The organism is Rhodoplanes sp. (assembly GCF_013377085.1).
Taxonomy (GTDB): domain Bacteria; phylum Pseudomonadota; class Alphaproteobacteria; order Rhizobiales; family Xanthobacteraceae; genus Rhodoplanes.
Window position 1 is genome coordinate 89,084 of the sequence record NZ_JACAAX010000014.1, and the last position, 26,102, is coordinate 115,185.

18 protein-coding genes are annotated in these 26,102 nt (G+C 68.0%); 9 read left to right on the top strand and 9 right to left on the bottom strand.

What is annotated here, in order from left to right:
- Nucleotides 1–174 precede the first annotated feature (174 nt).
- From HXX10_RS12320 to HXX10_RS12335, 4 genes are all read right to left on the bottom strand, one after another.
- Nucleotides 175–1,023 carry a 3-hydroxyacyl-CoA dehydrogenase NAD-binding domain-containing protein gene (locus HXX10_RS12320; RefSeq protein ID WP_296522538.1) on the bottom strand — a complete coding sequence of 283 codons (849 nt, stop codon included), beginning with the start codon at nt 1,021–1,023 and terminating at the stop codon, nt 175–177.
- A 130-nt stretch (nt 1,024–1,153) separates the two neighbouring features.
- Nucleotides 1,154–1,891 carry a 3-oxoacyl-ACP reductase FabG gene (fabG, locus tag HXX10_RS12325; RefSeq protein WP_296522539.1) on the bottom strand — a complete coding sequence of 246 codons (738 nt, stop codon included), beginning with the start codon at nt 1,889–1,891 and terminating at the stop codon, nt 1,154–1,156.
- Between the two features lie 12 nt (nt 1,892–1,903).
- Nucleotides 1,904–3,487, bottom strand: a complete 1,584-nt coding sequence (locus HXX10_RS12330) for an acyl CoA:acetate/3-ketoacid CoA transferase (RefSeq protein ID WP_296522541.1) — start codon at nt 3,485–3,487, stop codon at nt 1,904–1,906.
- A 7-nt stretch (nt 3,488–3,494) separates the two neighbouring features.
- Nucleotides 3,495–4,682, bottom strand: a complete 1,188-nt coding sequence (locus HXX10_RS12335; RefSeq protein ID WP_296522542.1) for a thiolase family protein — start codon at nt 4,680–4,682, stop codon at nt 3,495–3,497.
- Between the two features lie 556 nt (nt 4,683–5,238).
- On the opposite strand from HXX10_RS12335, the gene HXX10_RS12340 reads away from it, so the two are divergent.
- The 5 genes from HXX10_RS12340 (at nt 5,239) to HXX10_RS12360 (ending at nt 14,102) form a co-directional block, all read left to right on the top strand.
- The gene (locus HXX10_RS12340) at nt 5,239–6,183 is read left to right on the top strand and encodes a LysR substrate-binding domain-containing protein (RefSeq protein WP_296522544.1); all 945 of its coding nucleotides are present in this window, start codon (nt 5,239–5,241) and stop codon (nt 6,181–6,183) included.
- Between the two features lie 157 nt (nt 6,184–6,340).
- Nucleotides 6,341–7,366 carry an NADP-dependent oxidoreductase gene (locus HXX10_RS12345; protein WP_296522546.1) on the top strand — a complete coding sequence of 342 codons (1,026 nt, stop codon included), beginning with the start codon at nt 6,341–6,343 and terminating at the stop codon, nt 7,364–7,366.
- A gap of 101 nt (nt 7,367–7,467) precedes the next feature.
- Nucleotides 7,468–9,249 (top strand): NAD+ synthase, encoded by a 1,782-nt coding sequence (locus HXX10_RS12350; protein WP_296522548.1) that lies wholly within the window; start codon nt 7,468–7,470, stop codon nt 9,247–9,249.
- 564 nt (nt 9,250–9,813) lie between these two features.
- A complete protein-coding gene (locus HXX10_RS12355) occupies nt 9,814–10,920 on the top strand; it encodes an efflux RND transporter periplasmic adaptor subunit (protein WP_296522549.1) in 1,107 nt (368 codons plus the stop codon).
- Nucleotides 10,921–10,946: 26 nt separating this feature from the next.
- Nucleotides 10,947–14,102 (top strand): efflux RND transporter permease subunit, encoded by a 3,156-nt coding sequence (locus tag HXX10_RS12360; RefSeq protein WP_296522550.1) that lies wholly within the window; start codon nt 10,947–10,949, stop codon nt 14,100–14,102.
- 250 nt (nt 14,103–14,352) lie between these two features.
- Here HXX10_RS12360 and HXX10_RS12365 read toward each other — a convergent pair whose 3' ends face one another.
- The 3 genes from HXX10_RS12365 to HXX10_RS12375 form a co-directional block, all read right to left on the bottom strand.
- Nucleotides 14,353–15,498, bottom strand: coding sequence for a DUF2865 domain-containing protein (locus tag HXX10_RS12365; protein ID WP_296522552.1), 1,146 nt, complete (start codon nt 15,496–15,498; stop codon nt 14,353–14,355).
- 109 nt (nt 15,499–15,607) lie between these two features.
- The gene (gene maiA / locus HXX10_RS12370) at nt 15,608–16,249 is read right to left on the bottom strand and encodes a maleylacetoacetate isomerase (RefSeq protein WP_296522553.1); all 642 of its coding nucleotides are present in this window, start codon (nt 16,247–16,249) and stop codon (nt 15,608–15,610) included.
- 259 nt (nt 16,250–16,508) lie between these two features.
- Complete coding sequence (locus tag HXX10_RS12375) at nt 16,509–16,817, bottom strand: hypothetical protein (RefSeq protein WP_296522554.1); 309 nt, start codon at nt 16,815–16,817, stop codon at nt 16,509–16,511.
- 335 nt (nt 16,818–17,152) lie between these two features.
- Here HXX10_RS12375 and cysS point away from each other — a divergent pair, with 335 nt between their 5' ends.
- The 4 genes from cysS to cimA all read left to right on the top strand — a co-directional run bounded on the left by cysS (nt 17,153) and on the right by cimA (nt 21,138).
- Nucleotides 17,153–18,499 (top strand): cysteine--tRNA ligase, encoded by a 1,347-nt coding sequence (gene cysS / locus HXX10_RS12380; RefSeq protein WP_296522555.1) that lies wholly within the window; start codon nt 17,153–17,155, stop codon nt 18,497–18,499.
- Nucleotides 18,496–18,867 carry an endonuclease domain-containing protein gene (locus tag HXX10_RS12385; RefSeq protein WP_296522556.1) on the top strand — a complete coding sequence of 124 codons (372 nt, stop codon included), beginning with the start codon at nt 18,496–18,498 and terminating at the stop codon, nt 18,865–18,867. The genes cysS and HXX10_RS12385 overlap by 4 nt, the downstream gene beginning before the upstream one ends.
- Nucleotides 18,867–19,367: a GNAT family N-acetyltransferase gene (locus HXX10_RS12390; protein WP_296522557.1), complete on the top strand. Its 501-nt coding sequence runs from the start codon at nt 18,867–18,869 to the stop codon at nt 19,365–19,367. Before HXX10_RS12385 ends, HXX10_RS12390 begins: the two co-directional genes overlap by 1 nt.
- A 172-nt stretch (nt 19,368–19,539) precedes the next feature.
- The gene (cimA, locus tag HXX10_RS12395) at nt 19,540–21,138 is read left to right on the top strand and encodes a citramalate synthase (protein WP_296522558.1); all 1,599 of its coding nucleotides are present in this window, start codon (nt 19,540–19,542) and stop codon (nt 21,136–21,138) included.
- A gap of 93 nt (nt 21,139–21,231) precedes the next feature.
- Here cimA and HXX10_RS12400 read toward each other — a convergent pair whose 3' ends face one another.
- Together HXX10_RS12400 and HXX10_RS12405 are read right to left on the bottom strand one after the other, a co-directional pair.
- Complete coding sequence (locus HXX10_RS12400) at nt 21,232–25,077, bottom strand: chemotaxis protein CheB (RefSeq protein WP_296522559.1); 3,846 nt, start codon at nt 25,075–25,077, stop codon at nt 21,232–21,234.
- Between the two features lie 360 nt (nt 25,078–25,437).
- Nucleotides 25,438–26,043 carry a TIGR00730 family Rossman fold protein gene (locus tag HXX10_RS12405; RefSeq protein WP_296522560.1) on the bottom strand — a complete coding sequence of 202 codons (606 nt, stop codon included), beginning with the start codon at nt 26,041–26,043 and terminating at the stop codon, nt 25,438–25,440.
- Nucleotides 26,044–26,102 lie beyond the last annotated feature (59 nt).

A 26,102-nucleotide genomic window follows, 5' to 3' on the forward strand; every position in this document is an offset into this window, starting at 1 on the left:
GAATCACGTCCGGTCGGGGGGGCTGCCTTCTTTTTCGGAAACGACGATGTGGTGTCGGGCCGCAGGGCGCGTTCGGCGAAAGTGGAGGCCGGGTTTGCGTCCGAACGCGCTCCATGAGTGTGATTCGGAGCGTTCTCTTCACGCGAACCGGTTCGCGCTTCGCTCGAGAACGCTCTAGGCGTATTTGTAGAAGCCGCGGCCGGTCTTGCGGCCGAGCCAGCCGGCCTTGACCATCTGGACGAACAGCGGACAGGGCCGGTACTTGGAGTCGCGCAGGTTCTCGTAGAGGCCTGAGATCGTCGCCAGGGCGACGTCGAGGCCGACGAAGTCGGCCAGCTCGAGCGGGCCCATCGGATGGTTGCAGCCGAGCTTCATGCCGGCGTCGACGTCTTCGGGCTTGGCGCCCTCCATGACGCAGAACACCGCCTCGTTGATCATCGGCAGCAGGACACGGTTGACGATGAAGCCGGGATAGTCCTGCGCCAGGATCGCCTTCTTGCCGACGGCGTCGACGAAGTCCTGGGCCTTCTGGAAGGTGGCGTCGGAGGTCGCCAGGCCGCGGATCATCTCGACCAGGGCCATCCGGGGCGCCGGATAGAAGAAGTGCAGCCCGATGACGTTCTCGGGTCGGCGGGTGACGGCGCTGATCTCGGTGATCGACAGTCCCGACGTGTTGGTGGCGAGCAGGGCGCTCGGCCGCGCCACCGCGTCGAGCTTCCGGAAGGCCTCCTTCTTGACCGGCAGGTCCTCGTAGACCGCCTCGATCACCAGGTCGGCCGCGGCGAGCGCGTCGTAGGACGAGGCGGAATGCACGCGGCCGACGATGGCGGCGGCGGCATCGGCGGAAAGCTGTCCCTTCTCGGCCGATTTCTTGATGCTCTTCTCGATGCGGGCGCGGCCCTTCGCCACGGCGGCCGGGTCGGTGTCGACCAGCACGACGTCGCTGCCGGCGCGTGCCGCGACCTCGGCGATGCCCGCTCCCATGAGTCCGGCGCCGAGCACGCCGACCGATAGTTCCTTCATGTCTCGATCCTCGTTTCGATGGCGCGCGGACGAATCCGGCTCGCCGGGTCGATGGTCTCGGGCCGGGCGAGCCGGGGCTCGCGCGGCCGCATTCGATGTCGGGCGGTGGCGGGCCGCCGTCGGGGGCCGTCTACAGCACCATACCGCCCGAGACGTTGATCACCTCGCCGGTGACGTAGGCGGCGTCGTCGGAGGCCAGGAAGGCGACGACGTTGCCGACGTCGTCGGGAGAGCCGACGCGGCCGCACCAGATCTTGCCGATCATGGCGTCCCACACCGCCGGCGGCACGCCGCGGGTCATCTCGGTGTCGACGAAGCCGGGGCAGATCGCGTTGACCGTGATGCCCTTCTTGGCGAGCTCGCGCGCCGCCGTCTTGGTCAGGCCGACGACGCCGGCCTTGGAGGCGGCGTAGTTGGCCTGCCCGAAATTGCCGAGCCAGCTCATCGAGGCGACGTTGACGATCCGGCCGTAGCCGCGCTCGCGCATGATCTGTGCGGCCTGACGCAGGCAGTAGAAGGTGCCGGTCAGATTGACGGCGATCACCTTGTCCCAGCTCTCGTCCGTCATCTTGTGCAGGGCGCCGTCGCGGTTGATGCCGGCGTTGTTGACCAGGATGTCGAGCTCGCCGAACCCCTTCGCTGCCGCGGCGAACATCGCCTCGACGTCGGCCTTGCGGGAAATGTCGGCGGCGACGCCGATCGCCCTGCCGCCGGCGCCGGTGATCTCGTCGGCGACGGCGACGGCATTCTCCCGGACGACGTCGCCCACCACCACCTCGGCGCCCTCGCGGGCGAGCTTCAGGGCGATGCCGCGGCCGAGGCCACGACCGGCGCCGGTGACGATGGCGACCTTGTTCTCCAACCGCATGTCCGCTTCATCCTATGGCTGGGCCTTGGCGCCGAGCTTCGACTTCAGGCCGAAGGCGCCGGGGCTGTAGACGCTCGCGTCGGTGATCTTCAGGTCGTCGGCGATGGTCGGGACGAACTCCATCTGGTCGAGCACGTCGCGCCGAAGGTCGAGACCCGGTGCGATTTCGACGAGCACGGGCCCGTCGGGCCGCAGCTCGAGCACGGCGCGCTCGGTGACGAAGATCACCTTCTGCCCGTTGCGCGCGGCGAGGCTGCCGTTGAAGGACACCTGGGTGACCCGGTCGACGAGCTTCTTCTGGGTGCCTTCCCGAACGATCGTCACCTTGCCGTCGGCGAACGACACGTCGAGGCCGCGCGCCGTGAAGGTCGAGCAGAACACCACGTGGCCGGCGTTCTGGGTGATGTCGATGAAGCCGCCGCAGCCGGTGCAGCGGTCGCCGAACTTGGTGGCGTTGACGTTGCCGACGCTGTCGAGCTCGCCCGCCCCCATGAACGTGAACGGGACGCCCATCCCGTTGTAGAAGTCCATCTGGACGGAGTGCTCGAGCAGCGCGAACGGGCTGTGCGACACGCCGAAGTCGATGCCGCCCTCGGGAACGCCGCCGTAGACGCCGGATTCGACCGTCACCAGGATGTCCGACAGGCCTTCCTCCGCCGCGATCGAGCCGATCACGTCGTTGGGTATGCCGGTGCCGAGATTGATCGCCGTCTCGGGCGAGAGCTCGAGCATGGCGCGGCGGCCGATCACCTTGCGCAGCGAGAGGGGCAGCGGGTCGATCGCGGTCTGCGGCAGCACCAGGTCGCCGCTGAGCGAGGGATCGAAAAAGAACGACGACGACTGCCGGTGGTCCAGCTCGGGCTCGTCGCAGACGACGATCGCATCGACGAAGAAGCCGGGCACGAGCACCTGCTTGGGATGGATCGTGCCGGTCCGGGCGACCCGCTTGACCTGCACGATCACCTTGCCGCCGAAGCGCTTGGCGGCGAGCACGCCGGAGATCACCTCGAGCTTCATGGCTTCTTCTTCGAAGCTGATGTTGCCCATCTCGTCCGCCGTGGTTCCGCGCACGAGGGTGACGTCGATGGGGATCGCCTTGTAGAACAGGTACTCCTCGCCGCCGTAGGTGATGACGTCGACGAGGTCGGGCAGCGGCCTGGTCCGGGCGTTCATCTTGCCGCCCTCGATCCGCGGATCGATGTAGGTGCCGAGTCCCACCTTGCTCATCTTGCCGGGCAGGCCGCAGGCCATCGAGCGATAGAGCTGGGCGAGCTGGCCCTGGGGGAGGTTGTAGGCCTCCACCCGGTCGGTGCCGATCATCTCCATGATGCGCGGCGCCAGGCCCCAATGGCCGCCGATGATCCGCTTGAGCATCCCGTCGTGGGCGAAGTGCTGGATGCCGCGCTCGCGGTCGCACTGCCCCGCGGCGTGGACGAGGGTCAGGTCCCGCGGCGTCCCGGCGGTCAGGAACCTGGTTTCCAGCGCCTTGAGCACGCTCTCGGCGGCGCCCACCAGGGTCATGCCGACGGAGCAGATGGTCGCTCCGTCGCGGACGAGATCGGCGGCCTCGGCGGCCGTGACGAACTTGGCGGTCATCGGGGTCCTACCGCTGCAGGTTCTCGAACACGGTGGCGATGCCCTGGCCGCCGCCGATGCACATGGCGACCACGCCGTAGCGGGCGCGGCGCCGTTTCAGCTCGTTCATCAGCTTGACGACCAGGATGGTGCCGGTGGCGCCGACCGGGTGGCCGAGGGCGATCGCCCCGCCATTGACGTTGACCTTGTCGCCGGGGATGCCGAGGTCGCGCACGACGGCGACCGACTGCGAGGCGAACGCCTCGTTGATCTCGAACAGGTCGATGTCGTCGAGCGTCAGGCCGGCCTTGGCGACCGCCTTGCGGGTCGCCGGCGCGGGGGCGAAGCCCATGACGTCCGGGCTGTTGCCCACCACGGCCTGGCTGCGCACCAGCAGCCACGGCGCGATGCCGAGGCTTTCGGCCTTCTCCCGGCTCGTCAGCACCACGGCGGCGGCGCCGTCGTTGATGCCCGAGGAGTTCGCCGCCGTCACCGAGCCGCCCTGCTTGAAGGCCGGCTTCATCTTGCTCAACGTCTCGAGGGTGATGCCGAAGCGCGGATGCTCGTCCTGCCGGAACAGCGTGGTCTCGCGCCCGACCTTCACCTCGACCGGCAGGATCTCGTCGACGAACTTGCCCGCCTTGATGGCCGCCTCGGCCTTGTGCTGGCTCGACAGCGCGAACTCGTCCTGGGCCTGGCGGGAGACGGCGAATTGCTCGGCGACGTTCTCGGCCGTGATGCCGTTGGGGTAGGGGCCCATCGGCCAGGTCAGGATCGACAGCAGGCCGTCCTCGAGGGTCTCGTTGCCGAACTTGTTGCCGTACCGGTGCTTGCGGATGTAGTGCGGCAGCAGATCCATGTTCTCGGTGCCGCACGCCACCACGATCTCGGCCTCCTCGGCCTGGATCGCGAGCACGCCCGAATTGACCGCCTGGAGAGCCGACCCGCACTGGCGATTGACCGAGTAGGCGGTCGTCTCCAGCGGCAGACCGGCCTTCAACATGCAGACGCGGGCGATGAAGCCGCTCTCGGCGATCTGCCCGACATTGCCGACAATGACTTCGTCGACCAGCTTGCCGTCTATGGTCGCCCTCTTGACGGCTTCCTTGATCACCATCCCGCCGAGGTCGTGTTGATGTACGTCCTTCAGGCTACCCCCCATCGTACCGATGGCTGTCCGCACCCCGCTGACGATGACGACGTCTTTTGAGAGCATTGGCTTCTACTTTCGTATTCACTGGCGCGAGACAAGGCACGACCAGTTATTGGCGCGACAATTGTCGGCCTTCTGTTGCTTAGTCCTTCGATCTGGAAGCTATCTGTTTCGGATGGGGAGAGATAATACTTTGTATCTTTCAATGGAAAGGCGCAGCCTTCGCTCCGAGTGCTTTTGACAACCGGGCGTAAGCAAGTAAGTCTACGTAGCCGGGTTTGCCGGGCTGAAATCTCGGCCACGATCAGATGCATCGCCGGACCGTCGGCCGCGCCGGCGGCGACGGGGTCGGTGGCGCGTACCGACCTGCGGTCGTCCCGCGGGTCGGCGAAAAAATCGTCCGGACCGCGTCGGGCGGTGCCCGCGTTGTCCGTGCAGGCCATGCGTCTCGGCCGTGCGTGGTGCGCGCCCCGCGCAGGGCACCATCACGAATGCCTATTGTGATGATCGCAGGTGGTTCGGGACGGATCCCGGGCGGGCACCGTCCCATTGGCAAACCCTCGGCGCCGGGCATACGGTGGCCCGTGCGACCCCCGTTTTCTCATGTCCTGCCGGCGCCATGGAAAACCGGATTCTCAAATACTTCGTCGCGGTCGCCGAAGAGCTCAGCTTCACGAGGGCGGCGAAGCGCCTGCACATCGCCCAGCCGTCGCTCGGCCAGCAGATCCGTCAGCTCGAAGCGGCCATCGGCGCTCCCCTGCTGGTTCGCGAGGGACACCACCTCCAACTGACCGAGGCGGGTCGCACCCTGTTGCACGAGGCCCGCAACATCATCGTCCTGACGGAACGCGCCGTGGTGCTGACCCGCCAGGCGGCCAAGACCGAGGCGGGCCTGCTGACCATCGCGATGGTCGCCGGACCCGAGAACAAGCTGTTCTCGACCGTGTTCGCCGCGATGTTCCGGCAGTACCCCGGCGTGCAGATCGTGCTGCGGACCCTCACCGGTCCGGAGCAGCTCGACGCGATCCGCGACCACGCGATCGACATCGGATTCCTGCGCGGCCCGATCGAGCTCGAGGACGGCCTCGTGTCCGAGATCATCGTCCGCGAGGACATGATCGCGCTGCTGCCGGCGGATCGCCCGCTGGCACGGCAGAAGCGCATCGATATCCGCACGCTCGCGGCGGCGCTGCCGCTGGTCGACATCTCCGAAGCCGTGGCGCCAGCCCTGCATCGGGCCATCCACCGGATCGCCGCGAACGCCGGCGTCCGCTTCAACACCATCATGGTGGTCGAAAGCATCACGGCGACCCTCAACGCCATCGCGTCGGGCCTGGGATTCAGCCTGCACTGCGAGTACGTCAGGCAGATCACACCCAAGAACGTCGTCGTGCGGCCGCTCGACGTGTCGCCGGTGCCCCAGCTCGATCTGGTCGTCGTCTATCGGCGCAACGACCGCCGCGCCGCGCTCGAGTTCTTCCTGAAATCCCTCCGCGAGTCGCAGGAGTGCAACGTCGAGCGCATGATCCGCCCACCTGACGGGTGGGTCGGAGCGAGCCGCTGAAGGCAGGCTGGAGCAACGCCTCCGGCGCAGATTTGTCGGCCGCCGGCCTCGTCGCTATCGTGGGGCCGTGAAGCGCCCGCCATGCCGCCCCGGCGCCGCTCCGCCGATCGCCCGCGACCGGGCTCGACCGGACCAGGGGCAACTCTCAGGATCGTCCATGACCACCGTCAATCGCCGCTGGCTGCTCGCCCGTCGTCCCGAGGGCATGCCGGACGCCGGCTGCTTCTCGCTCGATACCGCGTCGGTCCCGGCACCGGGACCGGGCCAGATTCTCGTCAAGGCGCGCTTCCTCTCGGTCGATCCCTATATGCGGGGCCGGATGAGCCGCACGGCCGGCTATGCGGCCGGCACCGGCATCGGCGAGGTGATGCGCGGCGGCGGGGTCGGCGAGGTCGTCGCCTCGAACCACCCGGAGTGGAAACCGGGCGACACCGCCGAGAGCATGGCGTTCGGCTGGCAGGAATTCTCGGTGCTGACCCCGGGCCATCCGGGCCCCGATGCCGTCAACCGCATCGACCCGGCGCTGGCGCCGATCGAGAGCGCGCTGTCCTGGCTCGGCATGCCGGGCCTCACCGCCTATTTCGGCCTGCTCGATGTCGGCCGCCCGCGGCCGGGCGATACCGTGGTGGTCTCGGCCGCCTCCGGGGCGGTCGGCCAGCTCGTCGGGCAGATCGCCAAGCTGTGCGGCTGTCGCGCCGTCGCCATCGCGGGCAGCGACCAAAAGCTCGACTGGTGCCGCGCGCTCGGCTTCGACGCCGGCGTCAACCACCGCACCGCGACCGATCTGCGTGCCGCCGTGAAGGACGCCTGCCCGGACGGGGTCGACATCTTCTTCGACAACACCTCCGGCCCGATCCACGACGCCGTGATGAAGCGCCTGTCGATCGGCGCCCGGGTGATCATCTGCGGGCGCATCGCGCTCGCCGCCACGCACGAGGCGCCGGAGGTCGGCGAGCGCCATCTCGGCCGGCTGATCTCGACCCGGGCGAGCGTCACCGGCTTCCTGGTCTACGACTGGTGGCACCGCCGCGGCGAGGCGCTGCAGCGCCTCGCCGCTTGGCATAAGGCTGGGCACATAAAATACCGCGAGGACGTGCTGGACGGGATCGAGCGCATGCCCGAAGCCTTTCTCCGGTTGCTGACCGGCGACAATTTCGGCAAGCAGCTCGTCCGGCTCGGTTGAGCGTCCCGTCCGCGGAACGCGCGGCTGGCATGCCGGCGCGGGAGAACGGCCCGCGGGCAGACCCGATTTCACTGAAACCGCAAATGCTCTAGACCGAAATCATGACCCACCGTCCTGCCGACCGATCCGCCGACCGTCCCACCGACCGCTTGGCCATCGCCGCCGCCCAGCTCAACCCGACCGTCGGCGATGTCGACGGCAACGCCGAGAAGGTGCGGCGCGCCCGCCGCGAGGCGGCCTCCCAGGGGGCCGACCTCGTCGCCTTTCCGGAGCTGTTCATCGCCGGCTATCCGCCCGAGGATCTGGTGCTCAAGCCGGCCTTCCAGGCCGCCTGCCGGGCGACCGTCGAGGCGCTCGCGCGGGAAACCGCGGACGGCGGGCCGGCCGTGCTGGTCGGCACGCCCTGGGCCGAGGACGGCAAGCTCTACAACGCCTATTGCCTGCTCGAAGGCGGCCGCGTCGCCGCCGTGCGGCTGAAGGTGAACCTGCCGAACTACGGCGTCTTCGACGAGCGCCGCGTGTTTGCACCCGGCGCGTTGCCGGGTCCCGTCAGCGTGCGCGGCGTGCGCATCGGCGTGCCGGTCTGCGAGGACATCTGGACCGAGTGGGGCGACTACGAGGACGTTGTCGAGTGCCTCACCGAGACGGGCGCCGAGATCCTTCTGGTGCCGAACGGCTCGCCCTACAGCCGCGACAAGGACGAGGTCCGCCTCAACGTCGCCGTCGCCCGCGTCACCGAGAGCGGGCTGCCGCTCATCTACGTCAACCAGGTGTGTGGCCAGGACGAGTTGGTGTTCGACGGCGCGTCCTTCGCGCTCAACCCCGACCGCTCGCTCGCCTTCCAGCTTCCGGCGTTCCGCGAATGCGTCACCACCACGGTGTGGGAGCGCAGCGAGAGCGGCTGGCGCTGCGCCGGCGGGCCGGTGGCGGCGCTGGAGGAGGGCGACCGCGGCGACTACGCGGCCTGCGTGCTGGGGCTTCGCGACTACGTCGACAAGAACCGCTTCCCCGGAATCGTGCTCGGCCTCTCCGGTGGCATCGACTCGGCGCTGTGCGCCGCCATGGCCGTGGATGCGCTCGGGCCCGAGCGGGTGCGCTGCGTGATGCTGCCCTACCGCTACACGTCCGACGTCTCGAAAACCGATGCCGCGAAGGTCGCCCAGGCGCTCGGGGTGAAATACGAGGTGCTGCCGATCGCCCCCGCGGTCGAGGGGCTGGAGCAGGCGATCGCACCCTTGGTCGGGAACATGCCGCGCGACGTCACCGAGGAGAATCTTCAGGCACGGGCCCGCGGTGTCATCCTGATGGCGGTGTCCAACAAGTTCGGCCTGATGGTCGTCACCACCGGCAACAAGTCGGAGATGTCGGTCGGCTACGCGACGCTCTACGGCGACATGAACGGCGGCTTCAATCCGATCAAGGACCTCTACAAGACCGAGGTCTACCGGCTGTCCTGGCTGCGCAACACCTGGAAGCCGGAAGGGGCGCTCGGCCCCGACGGGCCGGTGATCCCGGAGAACATCATGACGCGGGCTCCGACCGCGGAGTTGCGCGAAAACCAGACCGATCAGGATTCGCTGCCGCCCTACGATCAGCTCGACGCCGTGCTGGAGCGCCTGGTCGAGCGCGAGGAGCCGATCGCCAAGATCGTCGCCGACGGGTTCGAGCGCGACATGGTGGTGCGGGTCGAGCGCATGCTGAATCTCGCCGAGTACAAGCGCCGCCAGGCCGCCCCCGGCGTCAAGGTGACGCTGAAGAACTTCGGGCGAGACCGCCGCTATCCGATCACCAATCGGTTTCGCGATCCCGGCGTGCCGGTGCCCGAGGCCCCCGCCGACGGCAAGGTGGCGGCGCCGGCGCGCAGCGGTGCGCTGGATCTTTGAAGGCGAATTTCTGAATCGTCCATTTCTGAATCGTCATGGCCGCGCTCGCCGCGGCCATCCACGATCAGGACCCCATAGTCGACTGCCAGAACGGAATCGAATCGGGCTGCATCGTATCCTGCGGTCTCGGTGTCACTTTTGCACTCGACTCGATCATCCGCGGTGCGATCGATCTCCCGTGCCGGCCAGCACGAGGAATCGGCCGGGCAAAGGGCTCGGCGCGGCTACCCTGAGTTTGCGGAGCTTGCTCCGTCGCGCGCTGATTCCGCAGCGGGGCCGTGGGCACCGGCAATATTTGCTCGAACACATCATGCCTGGATGACAGGAGGCAGGATGCTGCGATAGCATCAACGCCATGGTGCGGCGTGATTTGGTTCTGGCAGAGACACTCACAGTGGCGAACACTGCGAGGGGGAATACGGTGGGGTGGATCCAGTGCACGCCGAGTTGTTTTCGGAGCGCGGCAGGCTGCAGATTTTCGTGTTCGTCCTCGGCACGGCTCTGTTTGTTTCCGGCTGTAACGAGAGAAACAAATATGCGGCGCCGCCGGCCGCGAAGGTGACGGTGGCCACCCCCAATGCGATGGCGGTGACGCTCTACGCCGAGTTCACCGGCAACACCGCGCCGGTTTCGTCGGTCGATCTCGAAGCGCGGGTGCAGGGCTTTCTCGACTCCATCGGATATCGCGACGGCGAGGCCGTGAGAAAAGGCCGCGTTCTGTTCGAGATCGAGAAGGACCAGTATCAGGCCCAGGTGGCGCTGCAGAAGGCTCAGCTCGACAGCGCCAAGGCCAAGCAGGCGAATGCCCAGCGGGAGTTCGAAAGGCAGGCCACCCTCGGCCAGCGCGAGGTCTCCAGCCAGCGCAGCGTGGATGATGCCCGCACCAATCTGGACACGGCGAACGCCCTGGTCGCGGCGAGCGAGGCCAACCTGAAGCTCGCCGAAACCTCGCTCGGCTATGCCACCGTGCAGGCGCCGTCCGACGGCGTGGTGACACGACATCTGGCTGATGTGGGCGCGCTGGTCGGATCCTCCGGTCCCACCAAGCTCGCGACCATCCTTCAGGTCGACCCGATCTACGTCTATTTCAATCTTTCCGAGCAGCAGCAGATCGAGCTGCGTGATTCGCTCGCCCAGCACGACAAGACGCTGAGGTCCCTTCGGGAGGAGGAACAGAATCTGCCGATCACGGTCGCCCTGTCGGCCGATACGGCATTCCAGTACACCGGCAAGATCGACTACATCGCCCCGCAGCTCGACGCCGCGACCGGGACCCTGCAGATGCGCGCCGTGCTGGAGAACAAGAACGTGGATCTGGTGCCCGGGCTCTTCGTCCGTGTGCGGGTGCCGATCGGCCGGATCGACAAGGCCCTGCTGGTCGACGACACCGCCGTGATGTCGAATCAGAGCGGCAGCTACGTGATGGTGGTGGGCAAGAACGACGTGGTCGAGCAACGGCAGGTGACCACCGGTCCGGTCGAGGGCCAGCTTCGCGTCATCACCAAGGGGCTCTCGGCCGACGACAAAGTGGTCATCGGCTCGATCCAGCGCGCCGTCGCCGGCAACACCGTGAGCCCCGTGGCGGGTGCGATGGCCGCCGCCCCCGATGCGGCGAAGCCGACTGCCGCGGCGCCCGGAGCCGGAACCAGCCTCGACAAGACCAAACCCTGACCGACCGGCTGTCACGAGGCTGTGCCATGTTCTCGCGCTTCTTCATCGAACGGCCCGTGCTGTCCAACACGCTGGCGTTTCTCATCGTCCTGGTCGGCGCGCTGGCCCAGATGTCGCTGCCGGTCTCGCAATATCCCGACGTGGTGCCCCCCACCGTCTCGGTGACGGCGACCTACCCCGGCGCCAGCGCCCGCACCGTGATGGACACGGTGGCGCTTCCCATCGAGCAGGAGGTCAACGGCGTCGAGGGCATGATCTACATGCAGTCGACCAGCGCCAGCGACGGCAGCTACAGCCTGGTCGTCACCTTCGACATCGGCACCGATCCCGACATGGCCCAGGTGCTGGTGCAGAATCGCGTCTCGCTGGCCACCGCCCAATTGCCGAGCGCCGTCTCCACGCAGGGGCTCGACGTCAAGAAGAAGTCGACGGCGATCCTCCAGTTCGTGAACCTGTATTCGGCGGACAGCCGCTACGACAATCTGTTTCTGGCCAATTACGCGAAGATCAACCTGGAGAACGAGCTGGCACGCCTGCCCGGAGTAGGCGACGTCTCGGTGCTGGGGTCCGGCTCCTACGCCATGCGCATCTGGCTCGATCCCAATCGGATGCAGGCCTACGGCCTCACTCCGACCGATGTGACCTCGGCCATCCAGCAGCAGAGCACCGAGGTCACGGCCGGCCTCGTCGGCGCTCCGCCGACGCCCTCCCAGGTGAACTTCCAGTACGTGCTCAATGTCACCGGGCGCTTCGACGATGCCAAGGATTTCGGGAACATCGTCGTCAAGGTGATCCACGAGGGGGGCGGCAGGATCGTCCGCATCCGCGACATCGGCCGCGTGGAGCTCGGGGCCGCCTCCTATGGCCACACCGCGACTCTCGATGGCAAGCCGTCGGCGGCCATCGCCATCTCGCAACTCTCCGGCGCCAATGCGCTGACGGTCGCCGAGAGCGTCGACGCCAAGATGAAGAAGCTGGCGAAATCCTTCCCGGCCGGTCTCGACTACAAGGTCTCCTTCGACAGCACCAAGTTCGTCACCGCCTCCATCGACGAGGTCTATGAAACCCTCCTCATCGCCGCCGTGCTGGTGCTGGCCGTCATCCTGATCTTCCTCCAGGACTGGCGAGCCATGCTGGTGCCGGCGACCACGGTTCCGGTCACCATCATCGGCGCGTTCGCAGCCATGGCGCTGCTCGGCTACACGATCAACACGACGAGCCTGTTCGCGCTGGTGCTCGCCATCGGCATCGTCGTCGACGATGCGATCGTCATCGTCGAGGGCGTGGCGCGACACATGGACGAGGGGCTGTCCAGCCGCGAGGCGGCCGTCAAGGCGATGTCGGAGCTGTTCGGCCCCATCATCGGCATCACCCTGGTGCTGATGGCGGTGTTCCTGCCGGCCGCGACCCTGCCGGGGTTGACCGGCAAGATGTATCAGCAGTTCGCCCTCGTCATCGCCGCCACGGCCCTCATCTCGGCCGTCAACGCGGTGACGCTGAAACCCACGCAATGCGCGCTGTGGCTGCGCAAGTCGGTGCCGCCCGAGCAGCGCAACGCCTTCTACCGGGCGTTCAACGCCGTCTATGGGCGCTGCGAGGACGTCTATGCGGCGCTGGTCGGCCGTCTGGTGGCGTTCGCCATTCCGACGACGGTGGCGGGGCTCGCTTTGATCGGCCTGTCCTTCTACGGCCTCTCGTCGGTACCCACGGGCTTTCTGCCGAGCGAGGACCAGGGCTATCTGGTGATCGCCGTGAACCTGCCGGACGCCGCCTCCGCGTCGCGCACCGAGAAGGCCGTGGCGCAGGCCGTGGATCTGGTCCGGCGGACGCCTGGCGTCGAAAGTGCGATCGGGGTTTCGGGAATTTCGCCGCTCGACAACAACTCCACGCTCTACAACACCGGCATGCTCTACGTGGTGCTCGAGGACTGGAGCAAGCGCAAGTACAAGGAGCTGAGCATCGAGAGCATCACGGCGAAGCTGCGCGCCGCTCTCGAAGGGATCGACACCGCGACGGCGCAGATCCTGATGCCGCCGCCGATCCAGGGAGTCGGCAACAGCAGCGGCTTCACCATGATGGTGGAGATGAAGGACGGCAGCTCCGATTTCATCGCGCTTCAGAACGCCGCCGAGCAGCTCGCCGCCAACGCCGCGACCCAGACGGGCCTCGCCCACGTCGCCTCCACGTTCAAGAGCAAGGTGAAGCAGCTTCGGCTGGTGGTCGACAGGGTCAAGGCCGAGACGCTGGGGCTCTCGGTGGGCCAGGTGTTCTCGGCGCTGGAATCCTATTTCGGGTCCAGCTACGTCAACCAGTTCACGAAATTCAACAACGTCTTCCAGGTCTATGTGCAGGCCGATGCCGCGTTTCGTCTGCTGCCGGACGATGTGCTGAAGCTGAAGGTCAAGGGGGCGGGCGGCCAGATGGTGCCTCTGGGCACGGTGGCGCGTATCGCCGACGAGGTGGGCCCCCCATTGATCACGCTCTATAATCTTTATCCCGCCGCGACTGTGGTCGGCAGTCCGGCGGCCGGATTCAGTTCCGGAGAGTCGATGGCGCTCGTGAGCGAAATCGCCGCGAAATCGCTGCCGCCGTCCATGGGAACGGCCTGGACCGGGATGTCCTATCAGGAAGCCGTGGTGGGCAATCAGATCTATTACGTGTTCTCCGTCGCATTGCTGCTCGTCTATTTCGTGCTGGCGGGGCAATACGAGAGCTGGCTGCAGCCGCTGGCCGTCATCCTCGCGGTGCCGCTCACGCTGCTCGGCACGGTGACGGCTCTGCAGATCACGGGCCTGCCGAACGATCTCTACACCCAGATCGGCATCGTCCTTCTCGTCGCGCTCGCGGCCAAGAACGCCATCTTGATCGTGGAGTATGCCCGCGAGAAGTGCGCCGGAGGCATGGAGCCGGCGGCGGCGGCCGTCGAAGCGGCGCGCCTTCGCTTCCGCCCGATCCTCATGACGTCGTTCGCCTTCATCTTCGGCATGCTGCCCCTGGTCTTCGCGTCAGGGGCCGGAGCCGGCGCCCGCGTGTCGCTCGGCGTCGCCGTGGTCAGCGGCATGCTCGCGTCAACGCTCCTCGCGGTGCTGTTCGTGCCGCCCTTCTTCACGGTGTTGCATCGGCTCGGCTCCCGCCGTGCCGCCGGACCCGCGGTGTCGTCCGAGGGTCGGCCGGTCACCTGAGATCGAACGACCATCGTGACGGGAGGGAAAGGAAGCCGGGTCCGGGCTTCGGCCCGATCCGGCGCGCCCGAGGGCGCGTGGACCGGCAAGACGCTTCCCGGCGAAGGCGGGTGCGCGCGCCTCTCTTTCGCGGAGGACGTTGCCGCGAGGTCGTTCCCGTCACCTCGGCGCCTTTGCGCTCTCGCGGCGACGAACCCACGGCGGAGATCACGTTCGTTGGGAAGGCGGGCCGAACTCTGGAGACCCCGGCTCACCGCCCCTGGCTGGGCACGAAGGTCGGGCCGACGGTGCGCATCTGGGTGCCGGCGGCGGCGTCGGCGGCCGGGGCGGGTGTGGCGCCGGCGGGTGCGGCCGTACCGGCCGGCGCGGCCGTCCCGGGCTTGCGGTCGGTGCGGATCGGGCGACCCTGCGCGTCGGTACGAGGCTGCGCCATCGCCTTGGAGCGCTCCTCGGTGACGACGATGTCGCCGCGCTCGATGGTCAGGTCCTTCTGGACACCGAGCGCGTCGGCCCAGCTCTGGCCCGGCTTGCGGCACGTGCAGGCGGGATCGAGCGACTGGCGATACTTGAAGGCGGTCGAAAGGCTGCGATACGGCTGCCCCTGCAGCGACACGGCCTGGCCGACCTCCTCGCCGGGATTGCGATGGGTGTAGAGCTGCACCTCGGCGGCCGGGCACAGGCGCTGGCAGGCCTGCTCGTCGTCGATGAATCGCGACTGGTTGGTCTGGAACGAGATCGGGAAGTAGTAGCCGTCGCAGGTGCGCACGCACAGCGTTCGGAATGTCGAGGCCTGCATCCCGTCCGGTGAGGGCAGGGCCGGGTTGTTGCCGAACAGACCACCGAACAGGCCGCGATTCTGGGTCGCCGCCGCCTGGTATTGCGCCCCGCAATTGTTCTGGGCGAGCGCCGCGATGACGGCCTGCTTCTGGCCCTCGAGCTCGCCGCCGCCCTGCAGGCGCTGCAGGTCGGCCTGGGCGCGGCTGACCCGGTCGCGCGTCTCCTGGATCTGGGAATTGAGCGGACGGCACTCGGCCGGCTGGTTGCTGAACAGCGAGAACAGCGCGTTGCTCTCGCAGCCGAGCCGGCGGGCTTGGGCGATCATCCGGTCGAGGTCGGCGGTCTGGCGGGTGACCGCCTCCTCGTAGCGCCGGGCCTGGTCGTTGCGGGTCGGGTCGCCGCCGCGGTTGATCAGGCCGAGCTGATTCTCCAGCCGGACGCAGACCGGGTTCTGCCCGTAGCCGGGTTGGGACGGATAGCCCTGTTGCTGGGGGGCGCCCTGCTGCGGCTGCGGATAGGCTGGTTGCGGATAGCCTTGCGCGAGCGCGGCGCCGGCGCTTGCCGCCAGCAGCACGACCCCCATCCCCAGCCGGCGCCGCCAGCCTGCCCCTGTGACCATTCCGCCCTCGTGCCCGCAGCCGTCGAACGGCCCTTATAATGTGCAAACCAGAGCGCCGGAATGGTGTCCAAAGTGTGGATCGGGCCCGCCGCACGGGCCGGGCCCGCCCTCAGCCGGGGGCGTCGGGCTGCACCTCGGGGCGGGCCTCGGCGAAGGCCGGCAGGGCCAGGCAGGCGCTCTCCACGGCGAGGATCTTCGGGAATCGCTCGAGCGGCATGCTGATCCGCCGGGCGTTGGCGAGCTGCGGCACCAGGCAGACATCGGCGAGCGTCACCGCCGCGCCGAAGGCGTAGGGGCCCGGGTCGATCAGCCGCTCCACCGCCTCGAAGCCGGCGCCGATCCAGTGCGCCGACCAGGCGTCGATCTCGCTTTGGTCGTGGCCCAGCGTCCGCTTCAGGTAGCGCAAAGGGCCGATATTGTTGAGTGGGTGGATGTCGGCCGCGATGATCAAGGTGACGGCCCGCACCTTTGCGCGGGCGAGCGGATCGCCCGGCAGCAGCGGCGGCTCCGGATAGACCTCGTCCAGATAGTCGATGATGGCGAGCGACTGCAGCAGCACGTCGCTCGAGGGCAGCTTCAGGGCCGGCACCCGCATCTGCGGGTTCACGGCCCGGAAGGCGCCGGAAAACTGCTCGCCGTCGCCTTTCGCCAACAGGTCGATCGGGACGGTCTCGAACGGCAGGCCCTTGAGGTTCAGGGCGATGCGCACCCGGAATGCGGCCGACGAGCGGAAGAACGAGTAGAGCGTCATGGCGGCTCCGGGGGCGGGGGTGGAGACCGGCGGCGGGCACCGGACCAGGCGGGCCGGAACAGGGTGTCCGAGAGTGGCGGAACGGGGAGAGGCGTGCAAGCGGAGGGTGGGCCGACATGGCCCGTCATTCCGGACGGCGGGCGCAGCCAGACCGTCCGGAATCCATAACCGCTGTATGTGTTTATGGATTCCAGGCTCGCTGCTTCGCAGCGCCCCGGAATGACCGACGCTATCGACTCGGCTGTCGGAGCTCAGCCGCTCAGCGGGTGCACTCGATGGCGACGAAGTCGTCGCACGAGGCGCCGCGGCATGCCGTGCCCTTGGCCGGGACCGCGCCCGTGATGTCGTCGCGGTCGACCTTGCGGAAGGACACGGCCTGCTTGAAGTCGTGCTGCTTGCACAGCGCCGTCGCCATCGCGTTGCCGCAGCGCTCGCCGCTGGCGAGGCAGCGGTCGATGCCGTAGGCGTCGGGATTGTTGTTGAGGATGAAGATGCGCTTCTCGGCCTGAGCTGCCGAGAGGCCGGCGAGAAGGCTGGCCACCACCGTGACCGTGAACAGGGACCGCATCGGCATGCTCGATCGGTAGAAGGGCAACGGCGTCCCCGGCGGGGCGGACGGCAAGACCGATCGCACCGGACGCCCGGCTAAAATGCCGTGGGATCCGTTAAGGGCGCGTTAACTTCCTGGGCGGCGGGGAGGCGGGGTCCGCCGCACTTGACGGGACGGGCGCCCTTGACCATTGTGCGGCCCCATGAACGGCCACCACACCCAGATCGGCATTTGCCGGGGTATTATTCGCTAGCGGCTCCCGCTGGCTACGGCCGTCTTGTCCTCTTTCTCGACAAACAGACGCCGGGCCAGCGCGGGCCCACGGCATCTTTGCGTCCGAAAGAGACGAGGCGATGGAACTCAGGCTTTACGATACGCTGGCCCGCGAGAAGCGGCCCTTCGTCCCGCTCAATCCGGCGCGGGTGCGCATGTATGTGTGCGGACCGACCGTCTACGACTTCGCCCATATCGGCAATGCGCGGCCCGTCATCGTCTTCGACGTGCTGTTTCGGCTGCTGCGCCACGTCTACGGGGCGGACCATGTCACCTATGTCCGCAACATCACCGACGTCGACGACAAGATCAATGCGCGGGCGGCCGAGCGCGGCGTCTCGATTCGCGAGCTGACCGAGCAGACCTACGCCGAGTTCAAGGCCGACGTGGCGGCGCTCGGCTGTCTGCCGCCGACCGTCGAGCCGCGGGCGACCGAGCACGTCGCCGAGATGCGCGCCATCATCGAGCGCCTGGTCGCCTCTGGCCACGCCTATGTGGCCGAGGACCACGTGCTGTTCAGCGTGCCGTCGATGCCGGACTACGGCAAGCTGTCCAAGCGCCCGCTCGACGAGATGATCGCCGGCGCCCGGGTGGATGTGGCGCCCTACAAGCGCGACGCCATGGACTTCGTGCTGTGGAAGCCGTCGAAGCCCGGCGAGCCGGGCTGGCCGTCGCCCAGCGGCATTTCGGCCGAGGGGCGGCCGGGCTGGCACATCGAGTGCTCGGCGATGAGCTGGAAGCATCTCGGCGAGACCTTCGACATCCACGGCGGCGGCATCGACCTCGTCTTCCCGCACCACGAGAACGAGATCGCCCAGTCGTGCTGCGCCTTCGGCACGACCGTGATGGCGGCGACCTGGATGCACAACGGCTTCCTGCAGGTCGAAGGCGAGAAGATGTCGAAGTCGCTCGGCAACTTCGTCACGATTCGCGAGGTGCTGAAGGACTGGCCGGGCGACGTCGCCCGCCTCGCCATGCTGTCGACCCACTACCGCCAGCCGATCAACTGGACCCTCAAGGGCCTCGAGGAGGCCCACAAGGCGCTCGGCAGTTTCTTCGACGCCGCCTCCGCCGACGCCGAGCCGCGGCCGGCGCCGGCCGTGCTCGACGCGCTCGCCGACGACCTCAACACGCCGATGGCGCTCGCCGCCATGCATGGGCTGAAGAACGCCGCCGGCCGCCGGGCGCTGGCCGGCACGCTCGCCTTTTTCGGCTTCCGGGCCGACGCGCTGAAGGCCTGGGAGGCGGAGCACGAGCCGGCGCCGCCGATACCCGCCGCCGAGATCGAGGCGCGCGTCGCCGCCCGCATCGCTGCGCGGCAGGCCAAGAACTTCGCCGAATCCGACCGCATCCGCGACGAGCTGCTGGCGCTCGGCGTCGTGCTGAAGGATTCCAAGGACGGCACCACCTGGAGTGTGGCGAGATGACCGACGAGCAGGACCGCGAGATGAGCGAGAGCGAGCGCCGGCTGTGGCGGGCGCTGCGCGGGAAGAAGTTCGGCAGCGCCAAGTTCCGGCGCGACGTGTCGGTCGGGCCGTACCGGGCGACCTTCGTGTGCGACACGGTGCCGATCGTCGTCGAAGTCGACGACGTGGCGACAACCGGCATCGCGCGCGACGCCGCGCGCGACCAGTGGTTCTTCTGCCACGGCTACCGGGTGCTGCTGTTCCGCGGCGACGACATCGCGGCCAATCTCGACGGCGTCCTGTCGATCATCGAGACCGAGATCCGCAGTGCGCCGAAGCGGCCGCTGCGGCCCGCGGCGGCTCCGTCCGGCCGGGCGGAGGGAACGTGATGGCGACGGCGCATCCCCGCTTCGCCCTGCGGCCGGTCGTGCCGGACGACACGCCGCTGCTCGTCGAGATTTTTCGCGCCAGCATACTGGAGCTCGCGGCCGAGGACTACAGCGAGGCCCAGCAGGATGCCTGGTCGGCGGCGGCCGACGACGAGGCGGCGTTCGGGGCACGGCTCGCCGGGGCACTGTCGCTGGTGGTCACGCTGAACGGCACGCCGGTCGGCTTCGGGACGCTCACGGGCGGCGAGACCATCGATTTGCTCTATATGCATCCCGGCGTCGCCGGGCTCGGCGCTGGTGCGATGCTGTGCGACGCGCTGGAGAAGCTCGCGGGCGCGCGCGGCGCCAAGACGCTGACGACCGACGCGAGCGACAATGCGCGCGGCTTCTTCGAGAAGCGCGGCTTCGTTCCGCAGCGGCGCAACACGGTGCTGCGCGGCGGCGAATGGCTCGCCACCACCACCATGGAAAAACCGCTGGCCGGGAAGGCATCGCCATGAAGCGCCCCGACACGCCATTTCCGCGCCACTGGATTTATTACATCGTGATCAAGATTTTGGTGCTCGTCGGCGGCGTCGCCGTCGTTCTGAAGTACTTGCAATATTGGTGAGCGCCCGGGAATTTTGCCCGCCGCCATCTTTGATGGATCGTGTTCAGCCTTCGGGGCCTCGCATGACGGAACGCCTCTATTTGTTCGACACCACGCTGCGCGACGGCGCGCAGACCAACGGCGTCGACTTCACGCTGGCCGACAAGCTGGCGATCGCGCGCATGCTGGCCGAACTCGGCATCGATTACATCGAGGGCGGCTATCCGGGCGCCAACCCGCTCGACACCGAGCTGTTCGCCGAGGACCGTCACGTCGGCGCGATCTTCACGGCCTTCGGCATGACCAGGCGGCCGGGCCGCTCGGCCTCCAACGATCCAGGCCTTGCGATGCTGCTCGACGCGCACGCGGACGCGATCTGCTTCGTCGCCAAGTCGTGGGACTATCATGTCCGCGTCGCGCTGGAGACGACGCTGGAGGAGAGCCTCGCGTCGCTGCGCGACAGCGTGCGCGCCGCCAGGGCCCGCGGCCGCGAGGTGCTGGTCGACTGCGAGCACTTCTTCGACGGCTACAAGGCCAATCCCGACTACGCGCTCGCCTGCGCCGCGGCGGCCTACGAGGAGGGCGCCCGCTGGGTGGTGCTGTGCGACACCAATGGCGGCACGCTGCCCAACGAGGTCGAGCGCATCGTCGCCGCGGTCGTCGAGCGGGTGCCGGGCGAAAGGCTCGGTATCCATGCCCACAACGACACGGAGCACGGCGTCGCCAACTCGCTCGCCGCCGTGCGGGCCGGCGTGCGCCAGATCCAGGGCACGCTGAACGGGCTCGGCGAGCGCTGCGGCAACGCCAATCTGATGTCGCTGATCCCGACCCTCAAGCTCAAGCGCGAGTTCTCCGAGCGCTTCGACATCGGCGTTTCCGACGCCGCGCTGGCGAGCCTGACCCGGGTGTCGCGAAAACTCGACGAGATGCTCAACCGCGCGCCCGACCGGCACGCGCCCTATGTCGGGCCGAGCGCCTTCGTCACCAAGGCGGGCATCCACGCCTCCGCCATCCTCAAGGATCCGGCGACCTACGAGCACGTCCGCCCGGAATCGGTCGGCAATCGCCGCGATGTGCTGGTGTCGGACCAGGGCGGCCGCTCCAACGTGCTGGCCGAGCTCGCCCGCGTCGGCATCGTGGTCGACAAGGACGATGCGCGCATCACCCGGCTGCTCGAGGTCGTCAAGGAGCGCGAGGCGGTCGGCTACGCCTACGAGTCGGCGCCGGCCTCGTTCGAGCTCTTGGCGCGACGCGAGCTCGGCGACGTGCCGGACTACGTCCAGGTGCTGAAGTTCGACGTCAATGTCGAGCACCGCATCAATGCCAAGGGCGAGCGCGTCACCGCCACAGTCGCAGTCGTCAAGGTCAAGGTCGGCGACGGCGGCCCGCTGATCTCGGCCGCCGAGGGCATCGGCCCGGTGCACGCGCTCGACCTCGCGCTGCGCAAGGATCTCGGCAAGTACCAGGACTACATCAAGGGCCTGAGCCTGACCGACTACCGCGTGCGCATCCTCAACGGCGGTACCGAGGCGGTGACCCGCGTGCTGATCGAGAGCCGGGACGACGAAACCGGTGACACCTGGACGACGGTCGGCGTCTCGCCCAATATCATCGACGCCTCGTTCCAGGCCCTGATGGACTCGATCGTCTACAAGCTCGTCCGCTCGGGTGCGACCGCGTGATTTCGGGCGTTCGCGCCCGGTTTCGCCGATGCCCCGGATGAACGCCTCGCGTGTCCGTATCGCCTTATAGGGACACTCGTCGGATCGGTTTCGTCAGGCCTCGCGCCGTGTGCCGCGGCGGGCGCGCGGGCGAGGGGCCGCGGATGATGCCGGGGCCGCGGGTGCCTTGCCGTGGCCGTTGGCGGACTGCGGTGCGGCCGGTGCGGCCAGGATGCCGCCGTCGGGGCGGCCGTCGCTCGGTGCGTCCGTCAGGGCCTCGGACGGCAGCACCCGGTCGGCCGGGAATCGCATCGACACGGTGGTGCCCTTGCCGCGCGTGCTGTCGATGGTCAGCGCGCCGCCCAGCGCCTTCATCAGCGCCATGCTGACCGGCAGGCCGAGGCCGCTGCCCTCCTTCTCGCCGCCGCGCACGAAGCCGGAGGTGACCGGCTCGGTGCCGATCTTCTCGATCGTCTGCGCCTCGATGCCGATGCCCTGGTCGGCGACCTCGACGACGACGCCGCTGCTGTCGAGCGAGCGCACCGTCACCCGGATCTTGCCGCCGCGGTGCGAGAACTTGATGGCGTTGGAGAGCAGGTTGAGCAGCACCTGGCGGACGCGCAGCTCGTCCGCCCGCAGGCAGACGGCGCTCGCCTCGAAGTCGAACACCACGGTGACGCCGGCCTTGGCGGCCATCGGGCCGACGAAGCTGACGGCGCCGGAGACCAGCTTGACGAGATCGACCGGCACCTCGTGCAGCCGCAGTACGCCGGCCTCGACCTTGGCGATGTCGAACACGTCGTTGATCAGGCCGAGCAGATGCACGCCCGAGGTGTGGATGTCGTGCACATAGGAGAGATAGCGGTCGTGCGGCAGCCGGCCGTGAATCTCCGAGAGGATCGCGTCCGAGAAACCGACGATGGCGTTGAGCGGCGTGCGCAGCTCGTGGCTCATCCGGGTGAGGAACTCGGTCTTGGCGCGGTTCGACTGCTCGGCGACCTTCTTGGCGTGGGCGAGCGATTCGCGGGCGTCGTGCAGCTCGGTGATCTCGCGCAGCGTCGCCGCCCGATAGGGCGCGCCGGAGAGCGTGAACTCGCTCAGCACGGCATCGAAATGGCGGGTGCGCCCGCGCCGCGTGACGGCGATCTCCGAGCGCTTCGGCCGGTCTGGCTGCTCACCCCCGAGCAGATGGTCGACCAGCGATTCCGTGTTGGCGTCGCCGCCCAGAAACAGGCCCCGGGCCGGGCGACCCAGGATGCTGCTCTCCGGCGAATCGAGGATGGCGCAGGCGGCCGGGTTACAGACATGCACCAGGCCCTGCCGGTCGGCGATGACGATGCCGTCCGTCGAGGTCTCGATCAGGGTACGGGCGCGCTGGCCCTCCTCGGCGGCGATCCGCTGCGCGGTGCGCAGCTCGGTGATGTCGGAGAGCGTCAGGATGGCGCCGCGGATGCGCTTCTCGATGCGGTGCGCCGAGACCTGCATCAGGTAGAGGCGGTCCTGGATCTGCAGCTCCTCGGCATGGTTGCTGCCGGTCTTCAGCGTCGCGTCGATGGCGGGCCGGATCGTCGGGGCGCCGACGAAGGTGGCGAGATCGAGCAGATGGTGGCGATCGACGTCGGCCGAAAGGCGCAGGATCCGCGCCGCCTTCTCGTTGCTGCGCACGACGTGGAAGGTCGGATCGATCAGCACGATCCCCTCCGCCGAGTTCGTCATGATGCCTTCGAGCTCGCTGTTGGCCTCGGCGAGGTCGCCGGTCTTCACCGACAGCTCGTCGTTGACCGTGGTGAGCTCCTCGTTGGTGGCCTGCAGCTCCTCGTTGGCGGTCTCCAGCTCCTCGTTGGAGGCCTGCAGCTCCTCGTTGGAGGCCTGCAGCTCCTCGTTGGTCGACTGCAGCTCCTCGTTCGAGGTCTCGAGCTCCTCGACGACGGTCTGCAGGTTCTCCTTGGTGGCCTTGAGCTCCTGCTCGAGTGCGGCGATCTGCTGCACGGTCGCGTCGTCGAAGCGTTCGGGCGCGACGATCGAGGTCGGCTGCGGAACCGGATCGCGCTCCTCGAAGGAGACGAGGTAGAGGCGCTCGTCGCTGCGGGTGCGGTCGACCGCGTGGATCGACATGCGCACGCCGCCGCCGGTCTTCGGATCGGTGTGGACCTGGCCGTGATGCGAGGCGTGGTCGCGATTGCAGCGGTGCATCAGCACGCGCAGCTCGCCGCGCAGCGACGGATCGATGATGGTCATCAGGTTGACGTCGACCTTGCCGCTGCCGCTGCCGAGGCGGACGAAGCGGCTGACGTCGCCGTAGAAGTGCAGCGGCTCGCCCTCCTGCGAGATCAGGATGCTGGCCGGCCCGTAGCGGTCGACCAGGAGGTCGCGGCCGATGCGGCCGAAGTCCTGGTCGGGCGGCTCGGAGGGGCGGCGCGCCGGTACGCCGAGATCGGGCGTCGGCAGCACACCCTCGACGCGCGGCACGTAATAGGGGCGGATCGAGACGTTGCGGCGGCGGAACAGCTTGTGGCGCGAGTCGACCGTGGTGAACAGCGACTTGCAGCTCCCGAGCGATTCCGACTTGCCGAGAAAAAGATGGCCGCCCGGCCGCAGCGCGTAGTGGAACAGCTTGAAGATGTGCTCCTGCAGGGTCGGCTTGAAATAGATCAGCATGTTGCGGCAGCTGATCAGGTCCATGTTCTTGAACGGTGGGTCCTGCACCACGTCGTGGCGCGAGAACACCACCATGTCGCGCACCGCCTTGTCGATCCGGAACAGTCGCCCGCTGTTGGAGAAGTGGTTGTGCAGCATGGCGGCGTTGAGATTGATGACGCTGCTCTCGGCATACTCGCCGCGGCGCGCATGGGCGGTGGCCAGCGCGTCGATGTCGGTGCCGAAGATCTGCACCCGCAACGAGCCGATGCGGGCCTGCGGCTTGCTGGCGAGCAGCAGTGCGATCGAGTAGGCCTCCTCGCCGGTGGCGCAGCCCGGAACCCAGACGCGCAGCGCCTCGCCGGCGCGCTTCTCCTTGATGATCTTGTCGAGCGTCTTGCCCAGCGTCGCGAACGACTCCTTGTCGCGGAAGAACGACGTCACCGAGATCAGGAAATTCTTGGTGAGGATGTCGAGCTCGTCGCGATGCACCTCGATGTAGCCGATGTACTCCTTCAGCGCGCCGATCTGCAGCGCCGACATGCGCCGCGCGATCTGGCGGCGCAGCGTCGCCTCCTTGTACTTGCTGAAGTCGATCCCGGTGTGGTGGCGAATGAAGCGGATGATGGTCTGGAACGTGCCGCCGCCGTCGTCGCTCTTCTCGGCGAGCCCGAGATGGAGGTCGTGCCCCTGGGCGATCACGGCGAGCTTGCCGGCGATCTCCTTGGGCGGCAGCACCAGGTCGGCGCCGCCGACCGTCATGGCGGCGCGCGGCATGCTCTCGTACTTGGCGGAGGCGGGCTCCTGCGCGAAGGTGATCCCGCCATGCGCCTTCACGGCGCGCAGACCGTTGGCGCCGTCCGAGCCGGTGCCCGACAGCACGATGGCGATGGCCCGGGCACCGAGCCCGCCCGCCAGGCTGGTGAAGAAGTGGTCGATCGACGGCTTCGGCCCGATCGTCTCCAGCGGCGTGCGCAGCACCAGCTTGCCGGCGCGATAGAACACGTCGCTGTTGGGGGGCGCGATGTAGATGGTGTTCGGCTTGACCGTGACGCCGTTGTTGATGCCGAGCACCGGGATCTTGGTCTCGCGGCCGAGCAGCTCGACCATCATGCTGCGATGCTGCGGCGACAGATGCTGCGCGACCACGAAGCACAAATTGGAGGAGGTCGGCAGGGCGGCGACGAAGGGGCGAAGGGCCTCGAGCCCGCCGGCCGAGGCACCGATGCCGACCACGTAGAGGCCGCCCCGTGATCCGGAGGTGTCGACGGCAGCGTCGTCGTTCGCGGCAGACTTTCGGACCGGCTGTGCTCGACGGCTCATCGCCACCCTCCCGATATGTCGGGGTTTCGATCAGGGGACGCAGGGCACAGCACACACACGCCGTGGCACTGGTGCGATTACTAGAACGAACTTTGATCTGTCAAAACCGTAGCTTCTGACTCAGATGATGTCTTACGTACGTCTGCGTAGCTTAGGTAGCACTGCGTAGGGGGCTCCCCGAAAGCGAGCGGTCGAGCGTCGGCGACTCACGGACTGCTTGTGCGGAACCCGTGAGACACTCCGACGGATCGCGCTCATATCTCGCCAATACTCGGGGAACACGTACGCAACCGATGCCACACTCCGTGATTCGCGCGACGTGCACAATCGTCGCACCGAAAGGACAGACGGCGCAGCCGCTCAGAGCTTCTCGACCGTGGCGGTGTCGCCGGCCGTCTCCTGCTCGCTCATCGACGCGACCGCGGCCTCGAGGGTCGGCAGGATGTCCTCGACACGCGCGCAGATCCGGTAGCTCATCAGGGCGCCGTTGTGGATGAAGCCGGCCTCGCGCATGCGCTCCAGCACGCCGATCAGCGGCTGCCAGAAGCCGCCGATGTCGGCCAGCAGGATCGGCTTCCTGTGGCGGCCGAGCTGCGCCCAGGTGAGCTGCTCGACCAGCTCCTCCAGGGTGCCGATGCCGCCCGGCAGCGCCACGAAGGCGTCGGCGTGGTCGAACATGATCCGCTTTCGCTCGTGCATGTCGCGCGTGACGATCAGCTCGGTGGCGCGGCGGAACATGTTCTCCTTGGTGCGCAGGAATTCCGGGATGACGCCGATCACCATACCGCCATGGTCGACGACGGCGTCGGCGACGGCGCCCATCAGGCCGTTCGAGCCGCCGCCATAGACGAGGCCGATTCGGTGCTCGGCGAGAAGCCGACCGAGCCGGCGGGCGGCGGCCAGGAAGGCCGGGTCGGTCCCGGTGCTCGAGCCGCAATAGACGCAAATGTTTCGAATAGTGCTCATCTTGCGCATCTGGCGTCCCGGGCGCGCCGCGTCAAGGCCGCATGAAACAAGCCACGCAT